The 18029-nt window shown below is 60.0% G+C and carries 16 protein-coding genes; 10 read left to right on the plus strand and 6 right to left on the minus strand.

Going from position 1 to position 18029, the window contains the following annotated elements; translation table 11 throughout:
• Window position 1 precedes the first annotated feature (1 nt).
• Entirely contained in the window at window positions 2-1375 is a 1374-nt protein-coding gene (gene tagF, locus FHT75_RS26365) for a type VI secretion system-associated protein TagF (protein ID WP_063474127.1), read from the plus strand.
• A complete protein-coding gene (locus FHT75_RS26370; protein ID WP_063474126.1) occupies window positions 1365-2297 on the plus strand; it encodes a serine/threonine-protein kinase in 933 nt (310 codons plus the stop codon). The genes tagF and FHT75_RS26370 overlap by 11 nt, the downstream gene beginning before the upstream one ends.
• Here FHT75_RS26370 and FHT75_RS26375 read toward each other — a convergent pair.
• Complete coding sequence (locus FHT75_RS26375) at window positions 2294-3433, minus strand: polysaccharide biosynthesis/export family protein (protein WP_063474125.1); 1140 nt, start codon at window positions 3431-3433, stop codon at window positions 2294-2296. The genes FHT75_RS26370 and FHT75_RS26375 overlap by 4 nt on opposite strands.
• 205 nt (window positions 3434-3638) lie before the next feature.
• Here FHT75_RS26375 and FHT75_RS26380 point away from each other — a divergent pair, with 205 nt between their 5' ends.
• From FHT75_RS26380 to FHT75_RS26395, 4 genes are all read left to right on the plus strand, one after another.
• On the plus strand, window positions 3639-3986 hold the full coding sequence (locus FHT75_RS26380) for a DUF488 domain-containing protein (RefSeq protein ID WP_063474124.1): 348 nt from the start codon (window positions 3639-3641) through the stop codon (window positions 3984-3986).
• Between the two features lie 165 nt (window positions 3987-4151).
• Window positions 4152-4643 (plus strand): DUF4142 domain-containing protein, encoded by a 492-nt coding sequence (locus FHT75_RS26385; protein ID WP_063474123.1) that lies wholly within the window; start codon window positions 4152-4154, stop codon window positions 4641-4643.
• An 8-nt stretch (window positions 4644-4651) separates the two neighbouring features.
• A complete protein-coding gene (locus tag FHT75_RS26390) occupies window positions 4652-4978 on the plus strand; it encodes a cupredoxin family copper-binding protein (RefSeq protein WP_063474184.1) in 327 nt (108 codons plus the stop codon).
• Window positions 4979-5085: 107 nt separating this feature from the next.
• A complete protein-coding gene (locus FHT75_RS26395; RefSeq protein ID WP_097595375.1) occupies window positions 5086-5796 on the plus strand; it encodes an RNA polymerase sigma factor in 711 nt (236 codons plus the stop codon).
• A gap of 163 nt (window positions 5797-5959) precedes the next feature.
• Here FHT75_RS26395 and FHT75_RS26400 read toward each other — a convergent pair whose 3' ends face one another.
• The 3 genes from FHT75_RS26400 to FHT75_RS26410 form a co-directional block, all read right to left on the minus strand.
• Window positions 5960-6166 (minus strand): hypothetical protein, encoded by a 207-nt coding sequence (locus tag FHT75_RS26400; protein ID WP_244604813.1) that lies wholly within the window; start codon window positions 6164-6166, stop codon window positions 5960-5962.
• 373 nt (window positions 6167-6539) lie between these two features.
• Entirely contained in the window at window positions 6540-7583 is a 1044-nt protein-coding gene (locus tag FHT75_RS26405; protein WP_082849675.1) for an AraC family transcriptional regulator, read from the minus strand.
• Between the two features lie 76 nt (window positions 7584-7659).
• The gene (locus tag FHT75_RS26410) at window positions 7660-8088 is read right to left on the minus strand and encodes a DoxX family protein (RefSeq protein ID WP_063474119.1); all 429 of its coding nucleotides are present in this window, start codon (window positions 8086-8088) and stop codon (window positions 7660-7662) included.
• Between the two features lie 110 nt (window positions 8089-8198).
• On the opposite strand from FHT75_RS26410, the gene FHT75_RS26415 reads away from it, so the two are divergent.
• The gene (locus tag FHT75_RS26415) at window positions 8199-9110 is read left to right on the plus strand and encodes a LysR family transcriptional regulator (protein WP_063474118.1); all 912 of its coding nucleotides are present in this window, start codon (window positions 8199-8201) and stop codon (window positions 9108-9110) included.
• A 103-nt stretch (window positions 9111-9213) separates the two neighbouring features.
• On the opposite strand, the gene FHT75_RS26420 is transcribed toward FHT75_RS26415, so the two are convergent.
• Window positions 9214-11769 carry an EAL domain-containing protein gene (locus FHT75_RS26420; RefSeq protein ID WP_063474117.1) on the minus strand — a complete coding sequence of 852 codons (2556 nt, stop codon included), beginning with the start codon at window positions 11767-11769 and terminating at the stop codon, window positions 9214-9216.
• A gap of 957 nt (window positions 11770-12726) precedes the next feature.
• On the opposite strand from FHT75_RS26420, the gene FHT75_RS26425 reads away from it, so the two are divergent.
• Window positions 12727-14838 (plus strand): putative bifunctional diguanylate cyclase/phosphodiesterase, encoded by a 2112-nt coding sequence (locus FHT75_RS26425; RefSeq protein ID WP_063474116.1) that lies wholly within the window; start codon window positions 12727-12729, stop codon window positions 14836-14838.
• A 57-nt stretch (window positions 14839-14895) separates the two neighbouring features.
• Window positions 14896-16146 carry an ABC transporter substrate-binding protein gene (locus FHT75_RS26430; RefSeq protein ID WP_063474115.1) on the plus strand — a complete coding sequence of 417 codons (1251 nt, stop codon included), beginning with the start codon at window positions 14896-14898 and terminating at the stop codon, window positions 16144-16146.
• Window positions 16147-16247: 101 nt separating this feature from the next.
• On the opposite strand, the gene FHT75_RS26435 is transcribed toward FHT75_RS26430, so the two are convergent.
• Window positions 16248-17150 carry an NADP-dependent oxidoreductase gene (locus FHT75_RS26435; protein WP_063474114.1) on the minus strand — a complete coding sequence of 301 codons (903 nt, stop codon included), beginning with the start codon at window positions 17148-17150 and terminating at the stop codon, window positions 16248-16250.
• A gap of 92 nt (window positions 17151-17242) precedes the next feature.
• Here FHT75_RS26435 and FHT75_RS26440 point away from each other — a divergent pair, with 92 nt between their 5' ends.
• Window positions 17243-17893, plus strand: a complete 651-nt coding sequence (locus FHT75_RS26440) for a TetR/AcrR family transcriptional regulator (protein ID WP_047616870.1) — start codon at window positions 17243-17245, stop codon at window positions 17891-17893.
• Window positions 17894-18029 lie beyond the last annotated feature (136 nt).

Genomic DNA, 18029 nt, shown 5'->3' on the forward strand with positions numbered 1-18029 from the left:
TATGAACGAGCGCGCCGCCCTGGACCGAAGCCCGAGCGAAACCGACAGGATCGGCTTCTTCGGCAAGCTGCCGAGCCACGGCGATTTCGTCTCGATGGGGCTCGGCCGCGGCCTGCAAACAGCACTTGACGCCTGGCTGCAATCGGGATTGCAGGCAGCGCAGCAGGACCTCGGCGAGGATTGGGAACGCCGGTTTCGCCTCATGCCGGCATGGCGTTTCATCATCGAGCGTGGCCTCTGGGGACCGGCAACCGTCGCCGGCGTCCTGCTTCCCAGTCTCGACCGCGTCGGGCGCAGCTTTCCGCTTGTTATCGCGGCACAGCTTCACGGCTTTTCCGAGCATCCGCGCCAACTCTATCTGGACGATACGTGGTTTACGGCGGCCGAGGCGATCGCCGAAAGCTCGGCCAAGCGGGATTTCGAGATCAACCATTTCACCGCAAGCCTGAAGCGGCTGAGGAGCTTGCGGCCGGCCGATCTCGCGGAAAACGAGACGCTGCAGGACAGAGCGTCCAGCCGCGGCACGATCTGGTGGCGGATCGACCCCGAGGAGCGGCGGGCCAAGGGATTTGGCGTCACTGGTGCCCCGGAACCTGCTCACTTCGCAAAGCTGCTGCGCGAGAGTGCCAGTGTGGTTTCAACGGCGCCGCAGCCAGAAACAGTCGCGACACCGCGTCCTGTTGTCGTCGAACCGCATCCTCCTCTGGTGCTCCGGCACAGCCATGCCACGCATGCCGGAACAAGGCTTGCCGTCAACGCCGATGCGCTGCTCGTTTCGGAAACGCCCTCGCTCTTTGCCGTCGCCGATGGCGTGGGTGACGGCAACACCGCGGCCGAAGTCGGCAAGATCGCCGTTCACGTGCTGGCCGAAACGGCGAAGCAGCAGACGATCGAAGCGCTGGTGCAGGAGGTCAAGGGCAAGCTCGGCCGTGCCCACGGCCTGCTTCAATCGGCCTATCATTCCTCCGATCGCGAGCCGTCGGCCGCCAGCATCGTCGTGCTGGCCACGCTTGGGGACAGCTGCGCCTTGCTCTGGGTCGGCGATGCCCGCTGCTATCTCTTACGGGACGGCATGATGCGCTGCCTCACCCGCGACCATGTTGAGATCGGCCTGCGGCGCACGCTCTCGCGCGCCATCGGCATGCGGGGACATCTCATCCCCGAAGTCCGTTTCGGCGGACTGCAGGCCGGCGACCGGCTGCTGCTCTGCAGCGCGCCGCTGCCGAATGCGATCCCTGAACGCGGCATCGCCGAAATCCTGCTTTCCGCAAAGATCGAAAAGGCGGCCGACATCCTCGTCCACGAGGGGCTGATCGCCAATTGCCGTGACAATCTCAGCGCCATCGTGATCGATGTGAAGACCGATGAGCCGTGAACCTCCGGACGCGGATTTCGAGGAGATCGCGCGACGTTTCTCCCATCTCTGGCAGGCCTTGAATGCCAGGGCGGACAGTCGGTATCCGCTCGAGACCCGGCAGATGCTGGTCGACCGGGTCCGGGATGCGCTCGATCGAGGCGAGGCCCGCCTCAGCGATACCGATCCCGGGGTCATCGCCAACAGCTTCGCGCTCGAGGCGCTGGTCCATGACGGCGCGCTGACCCAAATCTATCGTGCCCGCCATCGTGATCTCGGAACGCTTCATGCCATCAAGATGCCGCGGCCCGAGCACGCCGATGACCCCGTGCTGAGGAAGCTCATGCTGCGTGAAGCCGAGATCGGCATAACGCTCCGTCACCCTCATATCGCTGGAACACAAGCGGTTCTGCGCCTCGCCGACGGACGCCCGGCCCTGGTGATGGAATGGCTCGGGAGACGGCTTGCGGATCGCTTGCAGGAACAACCGTTATCTCCGGATGAGGTCATCTCGATCATGATTTCGGCGCTGTCCGGGCTGGACGCCATCCATGCCGCCGGCACCGTGCATTGCGACCTGTCGCCGCTCAATCTTCTCGTTGCCGATGGCGACCTCTCCCAATTGAAGATCGCCGATTTCGGCATCGCGATCGAGGTCGGGTGCCGGCACGGGCAACTCGATCTCGCCTTCGCCGGCCAACCGGATTTCGTGTCTCCGGAACAAATGGCCGGTGAATCGCTCGACGGCCGATCCGATCTCTATGCCGCTGGACTTCTGCTGTCCCTGCTCCTGCATCATTGCGGCGAGGAAGGCGAAGAGCTTCAGGCTTTAGAGGCGTTGGCGATCTGCCTGTCACAGCACAATCCTGAAGACAGGCCCGAGAATGCGAAGGCCGCCTTGCATCTGCTCGGCGGCCTCGCGAAACGTCCAGTCGGCGCTTAGTTGCCGCTCGATCCGGGGATCGGCGCTGCGGCCGTCGGCACGCTCTTCTGGTAGACGTTGAAGAGCTTGGCAAAATCCACCAGGCTGGCGTTGCTGGCGTAGATGATATCGCCATCCATCATCTGGAATCGCTGCATCAACGCCAGATTGGAAACGTCCTTCAGATTGACCCGGTAAATCACCGGCTTGGTGCGCACGACAGGCGGCGCGGCATTCTTGCCATTTGCGGCTGCAACCTGCGTATAGACCGGCTGGTTGCGCAGCACATAGAAATTGCTTGCATCGGCACGATCGTCGAGCAGGCCGCCGGCGCGCCCGAGCGCCTGGGCCAACGTCAGCTTGCCCGGTTCGAATTCGAACTCGCCGACACTCTTGAAGGCGCCGAAAGCGGTGAAGGTCGGCGAGTCCTTGTCGACATAGATCTGATCATCAGGCAGCAGGTAGACATTCTGTTTGCTGTCATCGATGACGCGCTGGAGCGGCACGGTGGCGCGCTGCTTGCCGCGCATCAGCGTGACGGTCGCCGATCCTGGCGCCGACGATGCACCGCCGGCAAGAGCGACCGCATCGAGCACGCGCTCCTTGCGTGCGCTGAGCGGGAAACGGCCGGCGGAGCGTACATCACCATTGACGGTGAAACCGCTGGAGGGCCTGTCGACAACGGTGACGACGGCCTGCGGATTGACCGCCGAGCCCTTGAGGCCGGTGACGATGCGGGTCTGCAGGGCTTCCGGCGAGGAATCCACCACCCGCTGCTTGCCGATGAAGGGAAGCGTCACATTCCCCGTCGAATCGACGGTGAACCGGCCGAGATTGAGGGTCTTGCTCTGGGTCGAGGAGAAAAGTCCATCTTCGCCGGGATCGAGGATCGTCACCTCGATGACGTCGCCGCGCCTCAGCTTCGTATCGGCAAATCCGCCCGAGCGCATAAGGCTGAGCCCGGGATCCGTGGCCGCATAGGCCAGCGGGGTGACCGCAACCGGACCCATCGGCGCTTCAGAGAGCCTGACCACCGGGATCCGCTCATTACTTTGAGGGGCAGTGGCATTATAAAAACCACCGGCGGTTGGGCCATCCGATGGCCGGGCGCAGGCACTGAGAACTGCGACAAGGACGAGCGGCGCCAACTTTCGCATCAAGTATCCTTTTGGCAATATTGAGAGAATCGGAAAATATCAGCGGCATGCGACCGAGCAATACCAGTTGCACGCGAAAAATCAATTATGACAGTCCAGAGGTAGGCATGTGTGACTAATTGGCAACCATCAGCCCCTCGGTGGAACCAAATCCTTCGCCCGTCTTTTCGGTCGAAGTTGGCGTCGACTCATGGCGAATGAGCAAATGGCTTTGCGCATCAAACGAATCTACGAGCCGAAGGAAGACAGTGATGGCACCCGCATCCTGGTCGACAGGTTATGGCCGCGCGGATTGAGCAAGCAGGATGCGGCAGTCGATATCTGGTTGAAGGATATCGCGCCAAGCCCGGCGCTGCGCCGATGGTTTGGCCATGACCCCGCCAAATGGACGGAGTTCCAGCGCCGCTACCGGGACGAACTGGAAGAAAATTCATCGGCCGTCGAAGAATTGAAACGCCAGATCCGGCAATCGGACGCGACACTTCTCTACGCTGCGAAAGATCTGCGCCACAATCACGCGATCGTCCTCCAGCGTTTCATCGGCAAGGACTGACACCGGCAACAAGCCGTTTCTTCGTCTCCGAAATTTCCGGGAACCTTTTCGACGGACCTGCATCCAATGTCCGCTTCAAAGGCGCACACCGCTGCTGCCGGGAGGCATCGTCATATCGACACAAGGGAGACAGACCATGTTGAAAGAAATTCTCGGCGCCGCCCCATGGCGGCATCCATAAGCACGGCTTCGATCGCCGCAGACTCCAAGCCCACCGATCCTCAGATCGCCCACATCGCCTATACGGCTGGGCAGATCGATGTCACCGCCGCGGAGCAGGCGCTGAAGAAAAGCAAGAACGCCGAAGTCATCGAATTCGCCAAGACCATGGAGCGCGACCACAAGGCCGTCAACGACCAGGCGCTCGCTCTCGTCAAGAAGCTGAACGTGACGCCCGAAGACAACGCCGTCAGCCAATCATTGTCGACACAGGCAGCGAAGGAACTGAAAACGCTGGAGGCGCTCGACGGCGCGGCATTCGACAAGGCTTATGTCGAAAACGAAGTCGCTTATCACAAGTCGGTCAACTCAGCGCTTGCCAAGATCCTGATCCCGTCGGCTGAGAATAAGGAGCTCAAGTCACTGCTGGAAACGGGCCTGATCCTGTTCAAGGAGCACCAGATACATGCCGAGCATCTGGCTTCGATGATCAAGTAGACATGGCGATGGGCTCGCTGGTCAAATCGCTGCGGCTCCCGCTGCTGTCTGCGCTGCTTTGGGCAGGCAACGGCGTCGCCTCGGCGGCGGAATATCAGGTCACCATCGCCGGCATGAAATTCGGCTCGCCATCTGCCGAGCTGCATGTCGGCGATGTGATCGTCTGGCGAAACGATGATATATTCCGGCACACGGCAACCGCACGCGACAAAAGCTTCGATCTCGACCTGCCGCCAAAATCGGAAGGCCGCATGACGCTCAGCCAGGCGGGAGCCGTTGATTTCTATTGTCGTTTTCATCCCGCCATGGCGGGCAAACTGGATGTTCGGCCCTAATGAATGTCGCCCGGAAGTGTGCAGCGGTTCCGGGATACCGGCATGCAGAAACAAAAGGCTTTAGGGCCGGGCTCCGATCGAAGGACGGTAAGCAGGGGAGAATTTCCATGACAGCCATTCCGGTTCCGGCCGAGCGACACCGGCAGGAGGTATCGACACTGTCCGACGCCGAGCTCGTACCCCTGGCAAGAATGGGCGACGAACCTGCCATCCGCGCCATCATTCAGCGTCACAATCGGCGCCTGTTCCGGACGGCGCGCGCCATCATCCGCAATGATGCGGAGGCCGAAGACGTCGTCCAGGCCGCCTATATCAAGGCGTTCAGCAATCTGGCCGCGTTCCGGGGCGATGCACAGTTTTCGACATGGCTGACCCGCATTGCCCTCAACGAGGCGCTGGCGCGCGTGCGGCGGCAAAAGAACACCACCGGACTTGAGGAAATCGACATGCAGACGAGATGGGGCGGCGACGTATTGCAGTTTCCGTCCTCCCTGTCGGCGACTGATCCGGAAACCGAACTCGCCAGGAGCCAGGCGCGACATCTCCTCGAAAATGCTGTCGACGAACTGCCGGATGATTTTTGCGCTATATTCGTGCTACGGGATGTCGAAGGCATGGGCACGGACGAGGCCGCATCTTACCTTGGCATAAGACCGGAAACGGCCAAGACCCGGCTGCACCGGGCGCGAAAGCTGATGCGGCAGTCGATCGAAAACCAGCTCTCCGGTGCATTCTCGGCGCTGTTTCCGTTCGATGGCGCGCGGTGCGCTTTCATGGCAGATCGTGTGATCGCTGCCCTTCGTCACAAGACGCCATGATGTCAGGCAGCCTGTAGAGCTGCACCTTGGTCGAGGTGGTTCAGCGCTTAACGTGAGGCAGCAGCCCGTATATCTTCTCGATATCGAGCATCAGGGTTGCGGCGAGAATGCCGCGTTGCATCCCGCTCCGTCTTGCCGAGAAATCGTCCGAGTGAAAGGGCGGTTACCCTGCGGCGCCTGTCGATGCAGAACCGGTTTGCAGCGCTCCGCTTAATCTGTCGAGTTCATCCAGAACCTTTTGGATCCGGGCACGCGCCTGGAGCATTTGGTCCATATCCGGATCTCCGGACGATACGCCTGCGACGTTGAGGTCGTGAATCTCGATCGAGGTGTTGGGGGCCGGGTTTGGAAATGGGATGATTTCAGCCATGAGCATTCGCTATTCTTGACAATCTGGGAGGATCGGAAACTCTCATGTCTCCAAGTCCGACGGCTCGAGGATCCGGCATGCTTCATTCGCCGATCAACCGGAACATCTTCGCTATTCATTTCAGTGAGTTGCGCCTGTTCGTATGGCTAGTAAACGCCGTGTCAGCCTTAACAAACTCTTACTTTAGCGCGCACAGCGGCGCGCTTGCCGGCTTTGCTGCGTCAAACGGACAGAGATGCGACAATCGGATACCGCAACCAAAGATTTTATAAATATCATAGGTTGTGATTTTTTCACATTTATAGATTGCAAATTCTACCACTGCATATCGAGGACAGCGGCAAGCCAGATCAAAAGGAGAAGGCCGGCTCCTTTATCCTTTGGCAAGCGCCCTTGGTCGGGAGCGGCCTGAATCCGCCGTCCCGACATCGGCTGGAATTTCGACAATCCTGCGAAGGGTTTGCGATGGCAGTTCGCCGAAGCGCTTTCGATATTGGCCTGAGAACCGGCCAACATGGGCAAAGCCCCATTTTTGCGCAATGACTCTCACCGATTGCTCGGGATCGGCCGATGAAAGTTCCTGGCGAACGACATCAAGACGCATATGCTCCAGATAGGCCATCGGCGTCGTCATGCGAAATTTTCGAAAGCCATCCTGCAGGGTCCGGGCACTGACGCCGCATGCTTCAGCAATTTCCTTGAGAGTCATCGCCCGGGAAATATTGCCATGCATGTAGTGGATCGCGCGCTTGACGTGCCATGGAACAGGAGCCTCCCTGTCGCGGGACAACTCCTGGGAATAGTTGTGCGGTAGGGCGTCGATGAGAAGCTCGAGCATTGCTCCCAGGACATGACCAAGCGCCGCAGGCGATTTATGGAGGGTTTCACCCGCCAGGCCGTGATGGATGGCCATAGCGAGCCGTGCCAGGTCCAATCCAGGCCCTTGCGACAGATCGATCTCGGTTGCGAATTGGAGACGCTCCCTCAACGAGGCATTCAACCGGGCTTCGATACGCCGGGTCAGTTCGAAGTGGGGCAGCCTAAGGCAAAGATGCGTTCTGGGGCCCGCAATGCGCAGCTGATTGTCCGACAGCCGATCGACGAAGACGCCCTTGTTTTGGATGGACGGCAAATTACGGTCGGCTACCGCGACCATCGCGCTCCCGGTCAGCGGAATGAGAACCATGGCTGTGTCGATCGATGCGGGAAAGTGGATCGAGAAATCGCCGTCATAGCGGCTCGCGATGACCGAGATCCCCCGCGTGCGAACCATATTGACCTGATATTTCGTATTCCGCTGACTTTCCGATCTCACTTGGATTCCGCTGTGCAAACGGGAAAGCGACGTTGAGAATTCCTGCAGATCCGCCCCGGCAAACGACAGATGGTCGAAGGTGTTCCAACTTACGTCCGGCACTCCCGGTTACCTCTGGCCAATGATGAATGTCTGCGTTTGCTGAGAGCCGAGGGGGCTCCCCGCTCGGCCGCCATCCTCATCGGCGTGGCGCGATCGGCGCCCGCCTGCCGCGGCCCCACAGGATAAACGCCGAAAGAGCAAGCAGGATGACATTGAGCGGCACGGCGGGGGCTTCGCCGCGGGAGAGATGAAAGATCATCGCGGCGATTTGCAGCAGCGCGCAGCCGAGCGCCGCCAGCACCGTCAGGCGAGGCTGGATACGGGTCAACGCAGGCAGCAGCACGCCCACTCCGCCCGCAAAATCGATAATACCCATCAGACGCAAAAACCACACGGGAACGTCGCCGGGCCATACCCACATCGCCGCCAATTGATCGACCGGCATGAAAAATTTCATGCAGCCGAACAGGGTGAAGGCGGCAAAGATCAGCACCTGCGCGGCCCACAGCCCAATCTGGAGCCATTTTCCGGCAGGTGCAGGCAAGACAGTCGTGGTGTTGGGCATGCGAACCTCTGGAGCAAAATGCGGTGCGTCGCGCGGGATAGATAAAGCTGGAAGCTCATCGCGAAAACCGCTAAACTTTCGAGAAAAGTTATCGATAGGATCGATGAGATATGCAGCCCCACCCGACTTTGGATCAGCTCCAGGTGTTCCTGACCGTGGTGGAGAAAGGCAGCTTCTCCGCTGCATCCCGCGCCCTTAACCGAACGCAATCGGTCGTCAGCTATACGATCGCCAACCTGGAGGCGCAGCTGCGGGTGGCGCTTTTCAGCCGTTCCGGCACCAGACGACCGGAGCTGACGGATGCCGGCAGATCCGTCGTCGAGGATGCTCGCCGCTTGCTTGGCGATCTCGATCTGATGCGGGCTCGCGTGCAGGCCTTGAGCGACGGTCTGGAGGCAGAGCTCAACGTTGCGATGAGCTCCATTGTCCCCTCGGACGTCGTCGTCGAGGTGCTGCGTGCCTTCCGCAACCACTATCCCACCGTCTCCTTGAAAGTAACGGCGGGGACACCTGTGATCGTCATGGACGAGGTAATTCATGGCAGGGCCGTCGTCGGCTTTGGCGGCACTATGGCAGTCAAAAACGATCAGATCGTTTTCGAGCGGATCGGCCAGACGGCGATGGTCCCCGTCGCAGCCCCGGATCATCTTCTTGCCACGCTGCGCCGGCTGCTGACACTTGCCGACGTGCGAGACGAAACCCAGCTGGTGGTCTTCGATGCTTCGGGAACGGCGAAGGGCCGGGATTTCAATGTATTCTCTCTCAAGACCTGGCGGGTCAGCGACAACGCGACGAAACATCTGTTCATCCTCGGCGGATTGGGATGGGGCGGCCTTCCCGCATCCGTGGTCAAGGACGATCTCGCTGCAGGCCGCCTCGTCCGCCTCCGGTTTCCTGCCTTCGACCAGGGCGAGCTTCCCATCCATGCGGTCCGCAATGTTGCAAACCCGCCGGGGCCTGCTGCGAGATGGCTGACGGCGGCGTTCCAGGCGAGGCTTTCAGGCGGGGCTGGAAGCCGATAGCTGACGGCAACATGGATGTTTACCCGCGTCAGGGCGGCGTCGCCTGGAGACGGGTGATCGCCACGTTGCACTCAGTTCGACGATGTTCCCTGCGTGATGGAATTCAAATGCAAGGCCGCTCCTCGCGTGGGGAGCAGCCGTTGGCCAGGGAGCGCAGCCACAGAGCGATGATTTCCGTCTTGGGCAGAGCTTTGCTGTAAAGGAAGCCTTGCGCCGAACCGCATCCATTTGCCACCAGGAAGGCTGCCTGCTCGGCGGTCTCGACGCCTTCCGCCACCACATTCTGTCCGAGACAACGGGCGATGGACAGGATTGCCTTCACAAGTTCCTCGTTGCGTTTATCCGCGCTGTTGATGAAAGACCGGTCGATCTTCAGCGTGTCGATCGGAAAGCGCGCGAGATAGTTCAGCGCCGAATAGCCGGTGCCGAAATCATCGATGGCGATCGAAAATCCCATGTTTCGAAGTTCAGAAAGCATCTGCAGCGTTTCGTCTTTCTGATCCAGCAGCAGGCTTTCCGTTATTTCGATTTCAACCCATTCCGCGCGGCAGCCGGTCTCTTCGAGAATCTCGGCGATCGACCTTACCAGTCCGGCGGACTGGAACTGTTTGACCGACAGGTTGATCGCCACCTTGTGCGATGACCGGCTATCGGCGTTGAATTCGGCCGCTGTCTGGCAAGCCTCGCGCAGCACCCATCGTCCGAGCTCCACGATCAGCCCTGTCTCTTCGGCAACCGGAATGAAGCTCGAGGGAGGGATCATGCCCATTTCGGGGTGACGCCATCTTAACAAGGCCTCGCAGCCGACCATGGCGCCGCTGTCCAAAAGCACCTTGGGCTGGTAGTGCAATTCCAACTCTCCGCGCTCGATCGCGCGGCGCAATTCCGATTCCAGCCGCATGCGCTCTTCGGCGCTCGCCGTCAGGTCCTTCGAGTAGAAGCGAAAACTGTTTCGCCCCGAGCGTTTGGCGAGATACATCGCCGAGTCGGCGTATTTCACGAGGTCGTTGGCGTCAGCGCTGTCATCGGGATAGAGCGCGATGCCGACGCTGCAAGAAATAAACAGCTCCTGGCCGTCCAGCAGGAAACGTTCCTTGAACTTTTCAAGGATCGTGTTGGCCATCCGGCCGAGATCGTCACCTTGCCGGATATCCGGCAACAGGATCGCGAATTCATCGCCGCCGAGGCGCGCAACGGTGTCATAGTCGCGAACGCTTTCGTTCAGCCGCGCGGCGGCCTGGCAGAGCAATTGATCGCCGACGGGATGTCCCATCGTATCATTGACCGCCTTGAAATGATCGATGTCGATCAGCATCACGCCGGCGCGTTGGCCACGCGATACGGCAGCGGTGATCATCTGCCGCAGTCGATCGCTGAACAGCGATCGGTTCGGCAGCGAGGTCAGAGGATCGTAGAAGGCCATCTGGTGGATTTTTTGGCGCGAGACATTCAACTCAGTCACATCCCGCGACACACCGAGAACCCCGACGACGTCTCCTCCCGCGCCCAGCACCGGAACCTTGCGTGTCTCAAGAAGAACGGATTGACCGTTTTCCTGGGAGATGACCCATTCCTCGGAGGCCAGAGTACCTCCGGCCTGGATCGCCGCTTTGTCCGACTCCAGAAAGACCTGAGCCCTTTCAGCACCAAACAGTTCGAGATCCGATTTGCCGACAATCTCGGACTCCGCCTTACCTGTCAGTCGTTCGAACGCGTGGTTGCACAACAGATAGACGCCGCCCATATCCTTCACCCAGACCATATCAGGAATGGTCTGAAGCACGCTGAGCAGCTGCGTCCGCATGGAATTGACGGCTTCCTCCGCCTGTTTTCGCTCGGTAATGTCACGCGAAAGTGCGAGGAGCGTGGTGATCGTCGGATCGGCGCTCGGCCGTTTGGCGACGGAGAGTTCGAACCATCGGGTCTCGCCGTTTGGCAAGGAGATCCGAATGCATCGGCCATAGGCAACGCCCTCTTTGCCGGCAGCCGCGAGAGCCTCCATCGCGATGGCCGCCTGGTCAGGCGCGAGAACCTCGTTGACCGTCTTGCCGAGCAGCATCTCCTTCTGCTGAGCCAGAAGTTCTGGGTTTCTTGTCCAGACCTGAAGGTAGCGGCCGTCCTCGTCCACCTCGAAGAGGACATCGGGAATGGCGGCGATGATCCCCTCTGCGAATTCAAGCGCTTTCTTGAGCTCCCGCTCCGCCTGCTTGTGCTCTGTAATGTCCACGATGGCGCCGATCACCCCGGCCGGATCGCCGTTGTGCCCGGTGAACACCGCCTTGTTGACGACGACATCCCGCACCGTCTGGCTCGCGGCAGTCATCTTCTTCTCGAAGCCTCGGCCTCCGCGCCCTTCGAGAAATCTCTCATCCCACGTGAACTGGAGTTCAGCCGGGTGCTCCGGATTGAGATCGAATTCGGTTTTCCCGATGATCTCCTCGCGCCTGTGGCCAAGCAAGTCTTCGAAAGCCTTGTTGCAGCCGGCGTAGCGCCCCTCGGAGTTCTTATAGAAAACCGGCAGGGGAAATGCGCCGAGCAACGCTTCGAGAAGGGCTTCCCGGTCGACGGCGGCGTCCTGATGCTGCGATCCGTCTCGCCTCTGCTCGTCCCCTTCCGTGAAAAGGGCCGGCTGCCGAAGCGATTGAGACAACGTCATCATGGATCTTCCTCACCATGGGCAACCGAATGCATCATCCATCCAGTCGAGAATTCTTCCAAGAAGGCCGCCCAAGTCATTTGAGGCGAAAACGAAGGCCCGAAGTTTCCGATCGCAAAGGCATCGGCCGCTGCGACCGAGCATGTCGGCTTGGCCTGAATATTGCGGTCAGAAAATTAAGAGATCGCTGCCCTCTCTTGCGCCGCGGCAACTTTCAACGCGCGAAACGGATCGGGCCGCGCAATATGGACATCCTCGCCTCTCGCGCAGATCCCAACCTGCGCGTCCTTTGGCTTTCATCGCCCAGCCGACGCTGCCGATGTCCAAACCAGGCACACTGACAAGCCAAAGCCAATCGATCGGAAAAGTAAGGGTGGGCGCCTTATCCGAAATCCGAATCCCATGGCCAAATCACGACGATTTTGTACCGAATTCTTCGCAAGGAACTGGTTTTATTGCCTTTTCACAAAAGTGTTTACGCTTCTTCAACCAGGTGGTCCACAATTTCGAGTCATTCGAATGAGGTGCTGCTTGTACTTCTCCGCCATGATGACGGGTTCAGGGACGAGCCAAAAATCCGCGCTGTCGTCAATCGATCGCGTCTATCAGAGGTGGGAATGTTCAATAATCGGCATGCATATGACGGCCTCTATTCCAAGTGCAGCGCAGATGGCGCGATCGCGCCGGCTCTGAAACTCCGGAGCATTCCGGGTAGCAGTTGTTGATGAGCAAAGCCGCACCGGCGTTGGTTCGCTGAAAGCCTCCCCTTGGCAGTGTTGACAGCAAATCCGATCGCGACAGCGGTCCGGGGAGCGCACGACGTGACCCTTCTATTTCCGGCGCCAGTGCTCGAGGCGCGGACAGGGCCATGATGGCCGATCTCTAAATAAATGATCGTGATGCAACCGTCCGCATGCCGGCGGCTGCTCAGCCGGCTTGTATCTTTCTGATGGAGCGCGAATGGTGGTGGGATCGGATTTGAAAAACACGGTGATGCCGCCCGGCGAGTCCCATTCCTCCGTGGCGAAATATATCCGCTCCATCGGGCGACACTACATCGTCGCCGTCGTCGTGATGACGGTGCTGATCGGGGCAACCTTCCTGACGGTCAAGGTGGCGCTTGATCGCCATTCCCTGCAGCAGAACATCAGCTATCTGATCGGGCGCCAGTTCATTCGCTTCCAGCAGCTTGCCAATCAGACGCGAGCGATCATGCGCGCTTCGGCCGATCCGAATATGCCGGAATATATCGTCAGGCCAATGGTCGAAGACGTTCAGAAAGCGATTAACGACATCCGCGCCATGAGCGCAGAGTTGAACGCGTTGAATATCGAGGTCGAAGCAAATCTTCTCGAAAAGCTGAACGGGCGGGATGCCGCATCTGAAAAATTGCGGCTGGAACTCGACGGGCGGCTGGAGGATTTTCTTGAAAGAGCTGAACGCGTCGTGTCCGCGAAATTGCTGGATCGGCGGGAGCGTTACAGCTTCTGGGGACCAATCGACTTCGCCGTTTCCTCCGACAGCATGCTCATGCGTCAGTTCAGCGCCCTGATCGAGAGCGCGCACGACCGAAGCGATGTGAGCATCGATCATACCCGCCTGATCAGCGCCGTGCTCCTCAGCCTCACCGCAGCCACGCTGATACTGGCGACCCTCATCCTTTTCATACCGCTGCTGATAAAACTGCGCACCGAGCACCGCCGGACTCTCGATTTCGAGATCAAACTGACGCATCTGGCGCATACCGACACGCTGACAGGCCTTGGCAACCGATCTTCGTTCAATGAGGCCCTAAACGGGCTGTTCGGTTCGCTCGATCGGACAGGCTCAGGTTTTTCCATGCTGCTGGTCGATCTCGACCACTTCAAGGCCACCAACGACAGCTTTGGCCATCCTGCCGGCGATGCGGTTTTGAGCCATGTCGCGAGTGCGCTGCAGAAGACCTTCCGCACCGGCGACGTCGTCGCAAGGCTTGGTGGCGACGAGTTTGCCGCTCTCCTTCCTGGAATTTCAGATGCGGCAACGCTGGAAGGAATTGCCGGGCGCGCGGTGGCAGCCATTGCAGCGGAATGTCATTTCGAGGGCCGGTTGCTACCGGTTTCGGCGAGCATCGGCGGCGCGGTCGTGCCCGGCCACGCGTCAGATGAGGCGACGCTCATGCGCATCGCCGATCTGGCACTCTATGCCGCCAAGGCCAAGCGCAACACAGCCGTCATCTTCGATGAAGCATCCTTTGCCCAACGTCTGGAACAGAACCGGCTTGCTGCGGCCCTCGCCGTCGCGGCCGATCGCGACGAGTTTGTCGTCTACTACCAGCAGAAGGTCAATCTGCAGACCGGCAAGCATCTCGGTTTCGAGGCACTGGTGCGCTGGCGCCATCCTCAGCTCGGCATCCTTCCGCCCGGCCGCTTCCTGCCGCTCATGGAAGGCCATATCATACAAGGCATGACGCGCTGTATCGTCAATATCGTCGCGCGTGATCTGAGGACCTGGAAAGCAGCAGGGCTCAGGGTGGGGTCGATTGCCATCAATCTGCCGGAGGCCCTGTTGGTCGGCGACGACGGTTACGCCCTCATCGCTGCGGCGGTCGAAGCAAACCACCTCGACTGGCTCGATTTTTCCATCGAGGTCACGGAAGACGTCTTCCTCAATCGCGGCGCCAATCAGATTATCGAAACCATTTCCCGTTTTCGCAAACATGGCGTGTCGGTCTCGCTCGATGATTTCGGCACCGGTTTTGCGTCGCTTGTGCATCTGCGCGACTTCCCCTTCGATGAGCTGAAGATCGACCGCAGCTTCGTTGCCGAGATCGGCAAGGATATCCGCTCGGAACAGATCATCAGGGCAATCATCGATCTGGCCCGCAACCTCGGCAAACGGTGCGTCGCGGAAGGCATCGAGGACGAGAGCCAGCGTGATTTCCTTTTGAACGCCGGCTGCGAGATCGGCCAAGGTTATTTCTATGCCAAGCCGGAACCGGCGGCCGTAGCGGTCGACCGATTGGCTCGCCGGGCGGTTCTGCGCGGGATATCAGGCCGGTCGCGCAAATTGCGGGTTGAAACTGTCTCCTGAGAGAGGCGCCGCACAAGGGACGGTGCGGCAGAGTTTATCAAAGAAAGAGGGGAACGAATGAAACGGGGAATCATATGCACATGGCTCGCCGCGGCTCTGGCGGCCGCAGGTCCTGCGACACAGGTTTTGGCGGGGCAGGACATGGCCGTCGACGTCGTGCATTTCTGGGTGTCGAAAAGCGAGTCTGCCGCACTCGATGTTTTCCGCCGGGCCTGGGCAGCCGCCGGCAACCAGTGGGTGGACATGCCGGCAGAGAACAAGGTCGCCGTCCAGCGCGTGGTGAGTGATCGTATTGCCAATGGATACGCGCCGGCGGTGATGCAATGGAATGCAAACGAGGGATCGCGCGAACTGCCGGAAATGGGCATCGTGCAAGATATAGATGATGTCGCGCAGGCGGATCATTGGCAGGACGTCATCCCGGCAACGGTTCTCAACCGGATCTCCTACAAGGGGAAAGTCTACTTTGCGCCGACCAATATCCATGCCGAAAACTGGCTGTGGACAAGCGCAGCGGCCTTGGCCGAAGCGGGTGTGAAGACGCCACAGACCTGGGACGAACTTTTCGACGCGGCCGAAAAAATCAAGGCGACGGGGCGTCTGCCGATTGCGCTTGGCGGGGCGCGATGGGAAGTGTCGCTCATTTTCAACGACATCATCTATCACAAGTTCGGCCCGGAAGGTTATGCCCGTCTCATGAGCGGCGATGCCGACTTGGTGCAGGACCCGCGGATGATCGAAGCCCTGGATATGCTGTCGCGCCTGGCCAATTATGTGGAACCGATCGAACAGCGAAAGGACAAGACATGGGCTGATGCCACGGTGGCCGTGGGCCAGGGCAAGGCCGGCATGCAGTTCATGGGCGACTGGGCCAAGGGCGAGCTTGCGGCGCGCGGCTACAGCGTCGACAAGGATTTCAATTGCAGCCTCGTTCCGGGCACATCCATCGCATACTTCATGGTGATCGATGCCTTTGCCTTTCCGCTGACCAATCGGGAAGGCACGGCAGAGGCGCAGCAGGCCTTCGCGCGCATGGTGCTCGATCGCGACAATCAGGTTGCCTTCAGCCGGATCAAGGGGTCGTTGCCCGTCCGCACCGATGTCGATCCGTCCGGGCTTGATCGTTGCGGCAAGCTTGGATTGGAGATGATCAAGGCGAGGAAGGGCGAAGTCAGCGCCCAATCCCAGGCCATGCCGACCCAGATGTCTGAGGGCTGGATTGCCGTGATTGGCGACTTCTTCAACAATCGAAACATGACTGCACAATACGTTCAAAAACGCCTGCATGATCTCCTGATGCAGCGCTGAAGGCGGGATTAAGTCAGATTCCCTGTGGCGGGAGGGCTCCTGCCGGCAGGCGATTGCGGGACGGCGCAACTGGCCCCTCCACAATCGCCTGCTCCGCTCGTTCAATGTTTCAAGACGACCTTGCCCTGGATACCGGCAGCGACGGCGCTGTGGGCCGCACCGATCTCACTCAGCGGGAAAGTCTTGGCGATCGGAACGATCAAAACGCCACGCGAGGCAGCGTCGGCCACGGCTTCGAGCGTGGCCGCATCGGCACGGTGATAGAGTTCGTGGATGATCACCCGATTGCCGATATTGGCACCCTCCGGTACGGGAACGATGCTGGCGACTTGGCCGCCGTCCCTGACATGCCCGATGAGATTGGCCGCGACAGGGGCAGCAGCACTGATCGCGTAATCGAAGGTCGTGGCAGCCGGAAGCTCGGCAATGTCGAGCGCTTCTCCCGCAAGCCGGGCCGCCTCGTCGAGCCGATCCGCCCGGACGCCGGCCACCGGCTGGGCGCCGATCTCCTGAAGATATTGGATGGCGGCACGGCCGACAGCCCCGAGACCGCCTGACACCAGCACGCGGTCACCCGCTTTGACGCCAAGAGCGTCGACCGATTGCCGGCCGGTAAGGCCCGCCTTGGGCAGAGCGGCGCCCTGCTCGAAGCTGAGATTGGCGGGGAGTTTGGCAATCGCCGAGACCGGAACGACGCCGTACTCCGCATGCGCGCCTTTACCGTTCGGTGCGAAATCGGCGATAACGCGATCGCCGACGGCAAATCCGGTCACGCTGGAGCCGATCTCGACGATGCTTCCGGCAGCGTCACCGCCCAGCACCGCGGGAAGTTCCAGGGGAATGTATTGAGCCACATAGCCCTGGCGGATCATGAGATCGAAATGGTTGACGGCGGAAGCCTCGATCTTGATCAGGACTTCACCGGCCTGAGGCGTGGGCCTGCCGACGTCATCGATTGTGAACTGGTCAATGTCGCCATAGGATTTGAGACGGGCAGCTTTCATGTGTCGGCACCTTTGTATAATCTGATGTGGAGATACGATAACGTTCACTATCGTTTATACGATATGATTGACTATCGCATGGAGTCAAGCGCATGAAATCATGGTCATCAGACCATCCGAAAGCGAAGTTGATGGCGAGCAAGCGGGCCGACATCCTCGCGGCGGCCAAGGCATCATTCCTCGATACCGGTTACGAGGGAACGAGCATGGAAAGCATCGCCAAGGCGGCAAACGTCTCGATCATGACGCTCTACCGGCATGCTGAGAGCAAGGATGACCTGTTTTCAGCCGTGATCTCCAATGCCTGCGACCCGGACGACGAGGCCGAGCGGGCGCAGATGGAGGCGCTCCTTGAAAAACCTCTGAGAGACGTCCTGCTCTGGGCCGGGATGACGGCGCAAAGCCGCCTGATGGATCCCGACACGATCGCCCTCATGCGCACCGTGATCGCCGGGACCAGCCGGTTTCCCGGTCTGGCGGAGATGGCTCATACCAGCCTCGTCGGCAACCTCGAAGGCATGGTCGCCTTCATGCTCGGGCTCAAACAGGAGACTCTCGGCATCAGCGCCGAGCGCCGAAGCGAACTCGCCGTGCAATTCATCGACCGGCTGCTTGGCACCCATATGCTCGGCGTGCTGATGGGACTTCCCGGTCCTTCGACACAACAGCAGCAGGAAAGAGCAGAAATTGCTGCCGACGCGCTGATCGCCGCGCTTGGTCAGCCCCTGTCAGCCGAACGCTGACACCCCACGGATGTGGGTCCTCTCGACGTGAAAGACGACGATATGCCATCCCGCGGATATCCATAATTCGCAAACATGTACAATCTGCGCAGCAAATAGCGCGTCGGCAGCCTGCTTCATGTCGAAAAGTGCAGGA

Origin of the sequence: Rhizobium sp. BK112 (assembly GCF_014193215.1) — a bacterium.
GTDB classification, from domain to species: Bacteria; Pseudomonadota; Alphaproteobacteria; order Rhizobiales; family Rhizobiaceae; genus Rhizobium; species Rhizobium anhuiense.

What these genes read in the sequence shown, in the direction of transcription:
- tagF (WP_063474127.1), top strand. Translation starts at nt 2, where the DNA reads ATGAACGAGCGCGCCGCCCTGGACCGAAGCCCGAGCGAAACCGACAGG.
- FHT75_RS26370 (WP_063474126.1), top strand. Translation starts at nt 1,365, where the DNA reads ATGAGCCGTGAACCTCCGGACGCGGATTTCGAGGAGATCGCGCGACGT.
- FHT75_RS26375 (WP_063474125.1), bottom strand. Translation starts at nt 3,433, where the DNA reads ATGCGAAAGTTGGCGCCGCTCGTCCTTGTCGCAGTTCTCAGTGCCTGC.
- FHT75_RS26380 (WP_063474124.1), top strand. Translation starts at nt 3,639, where the DNA reads ATGGCTTTGCGCATCAAACGAATCTACGAGCCGAAGGAAGACAGTGAT.
- FHT75_RS26385 (WP_063474123.1), top strand. Translation starts at nt 4,152, where the DNA reads ATGGCGGCATCCATAAGCACGGCTTCGATCGCCGCAGACTCCAAGCCC.
- FHT75_RS26390 (WP_063474184.1), top strand. Translation starts at nt 4,652, where the DNA reads ATGGGCTCGCTGGTCAAATCGCTGCGGCTCCCGCTGCTGTCTGCGCTG.
- FHT75_RS26395 (WP_097595375.1), top strand. Translation starts at nt 5,086, where the DNA reads ATGACAGCCATTCCGGTTCCGGCCGAGCGACACCGGCAGGAGGTATCG.
- FHT75_RS26400 (WP_244604813.1), bottom strand. Translation starts at nt 6,166, where the DNA reads ATGGCTGAAATCATCCCATTTCCAAACCCGGCCCCCAACACCTCGATC.
- FHT75_RS26410 (WP_063474119.1), bottom strand. Translation starts at nt 8,088, where the DNA reads ATGCCCAACACCACGACTGTCTTGCCTGCACCTGCCGGAAAATGGCTC.
- FHT75_RS26415 (WP_063474118.1), top strand. Translation starts at nt 8,199, where the DNA reads ATGCAGCCCCACCCGACTTTGGATCAGCTCCAGGTGTTCCTGACCGTG.
- FHT75_RS26420 (WP_063474117.1), bottom strand. Translation starts at nt 11,769, where the DNA reads ATGATGACGTTGTCTCAATCGCTTCGGCAGCCGGCCCTTTTCACGGAA.
- FHT75_RS26425 (WP_063474116.1), top strand. Translation starts at nt 12,727, where the DNA reads ATGGTGGTGGGATCGGATTTGAAAAACACGGTGATGCCGCCCGGCGAG.
- FHT75_RS26430 (WP_063474115.1), top strand. Translation starts at nt 14,896, where the DNA reads ATGAAACGGGGAATCATATGCACATGGCTCGCCGCGGCTCTGGCGGCC.
- FHT75_RS26435 (WP_063474114.1), bottom strand. Translation starts at nt 17,150, where the DNA reads ATGAAAGCTGCCCGTCTCAAATCCTATGGCGACATTGACCAGTTCACA.
- FHT75_RS26440 (WP_047616870.1), top strand. Translation starts at nt 17,243, where the DNA reads ATGAAATCATGGTCATCAGACCATCCGAAAGCGAAGTTGATGGCGAGC.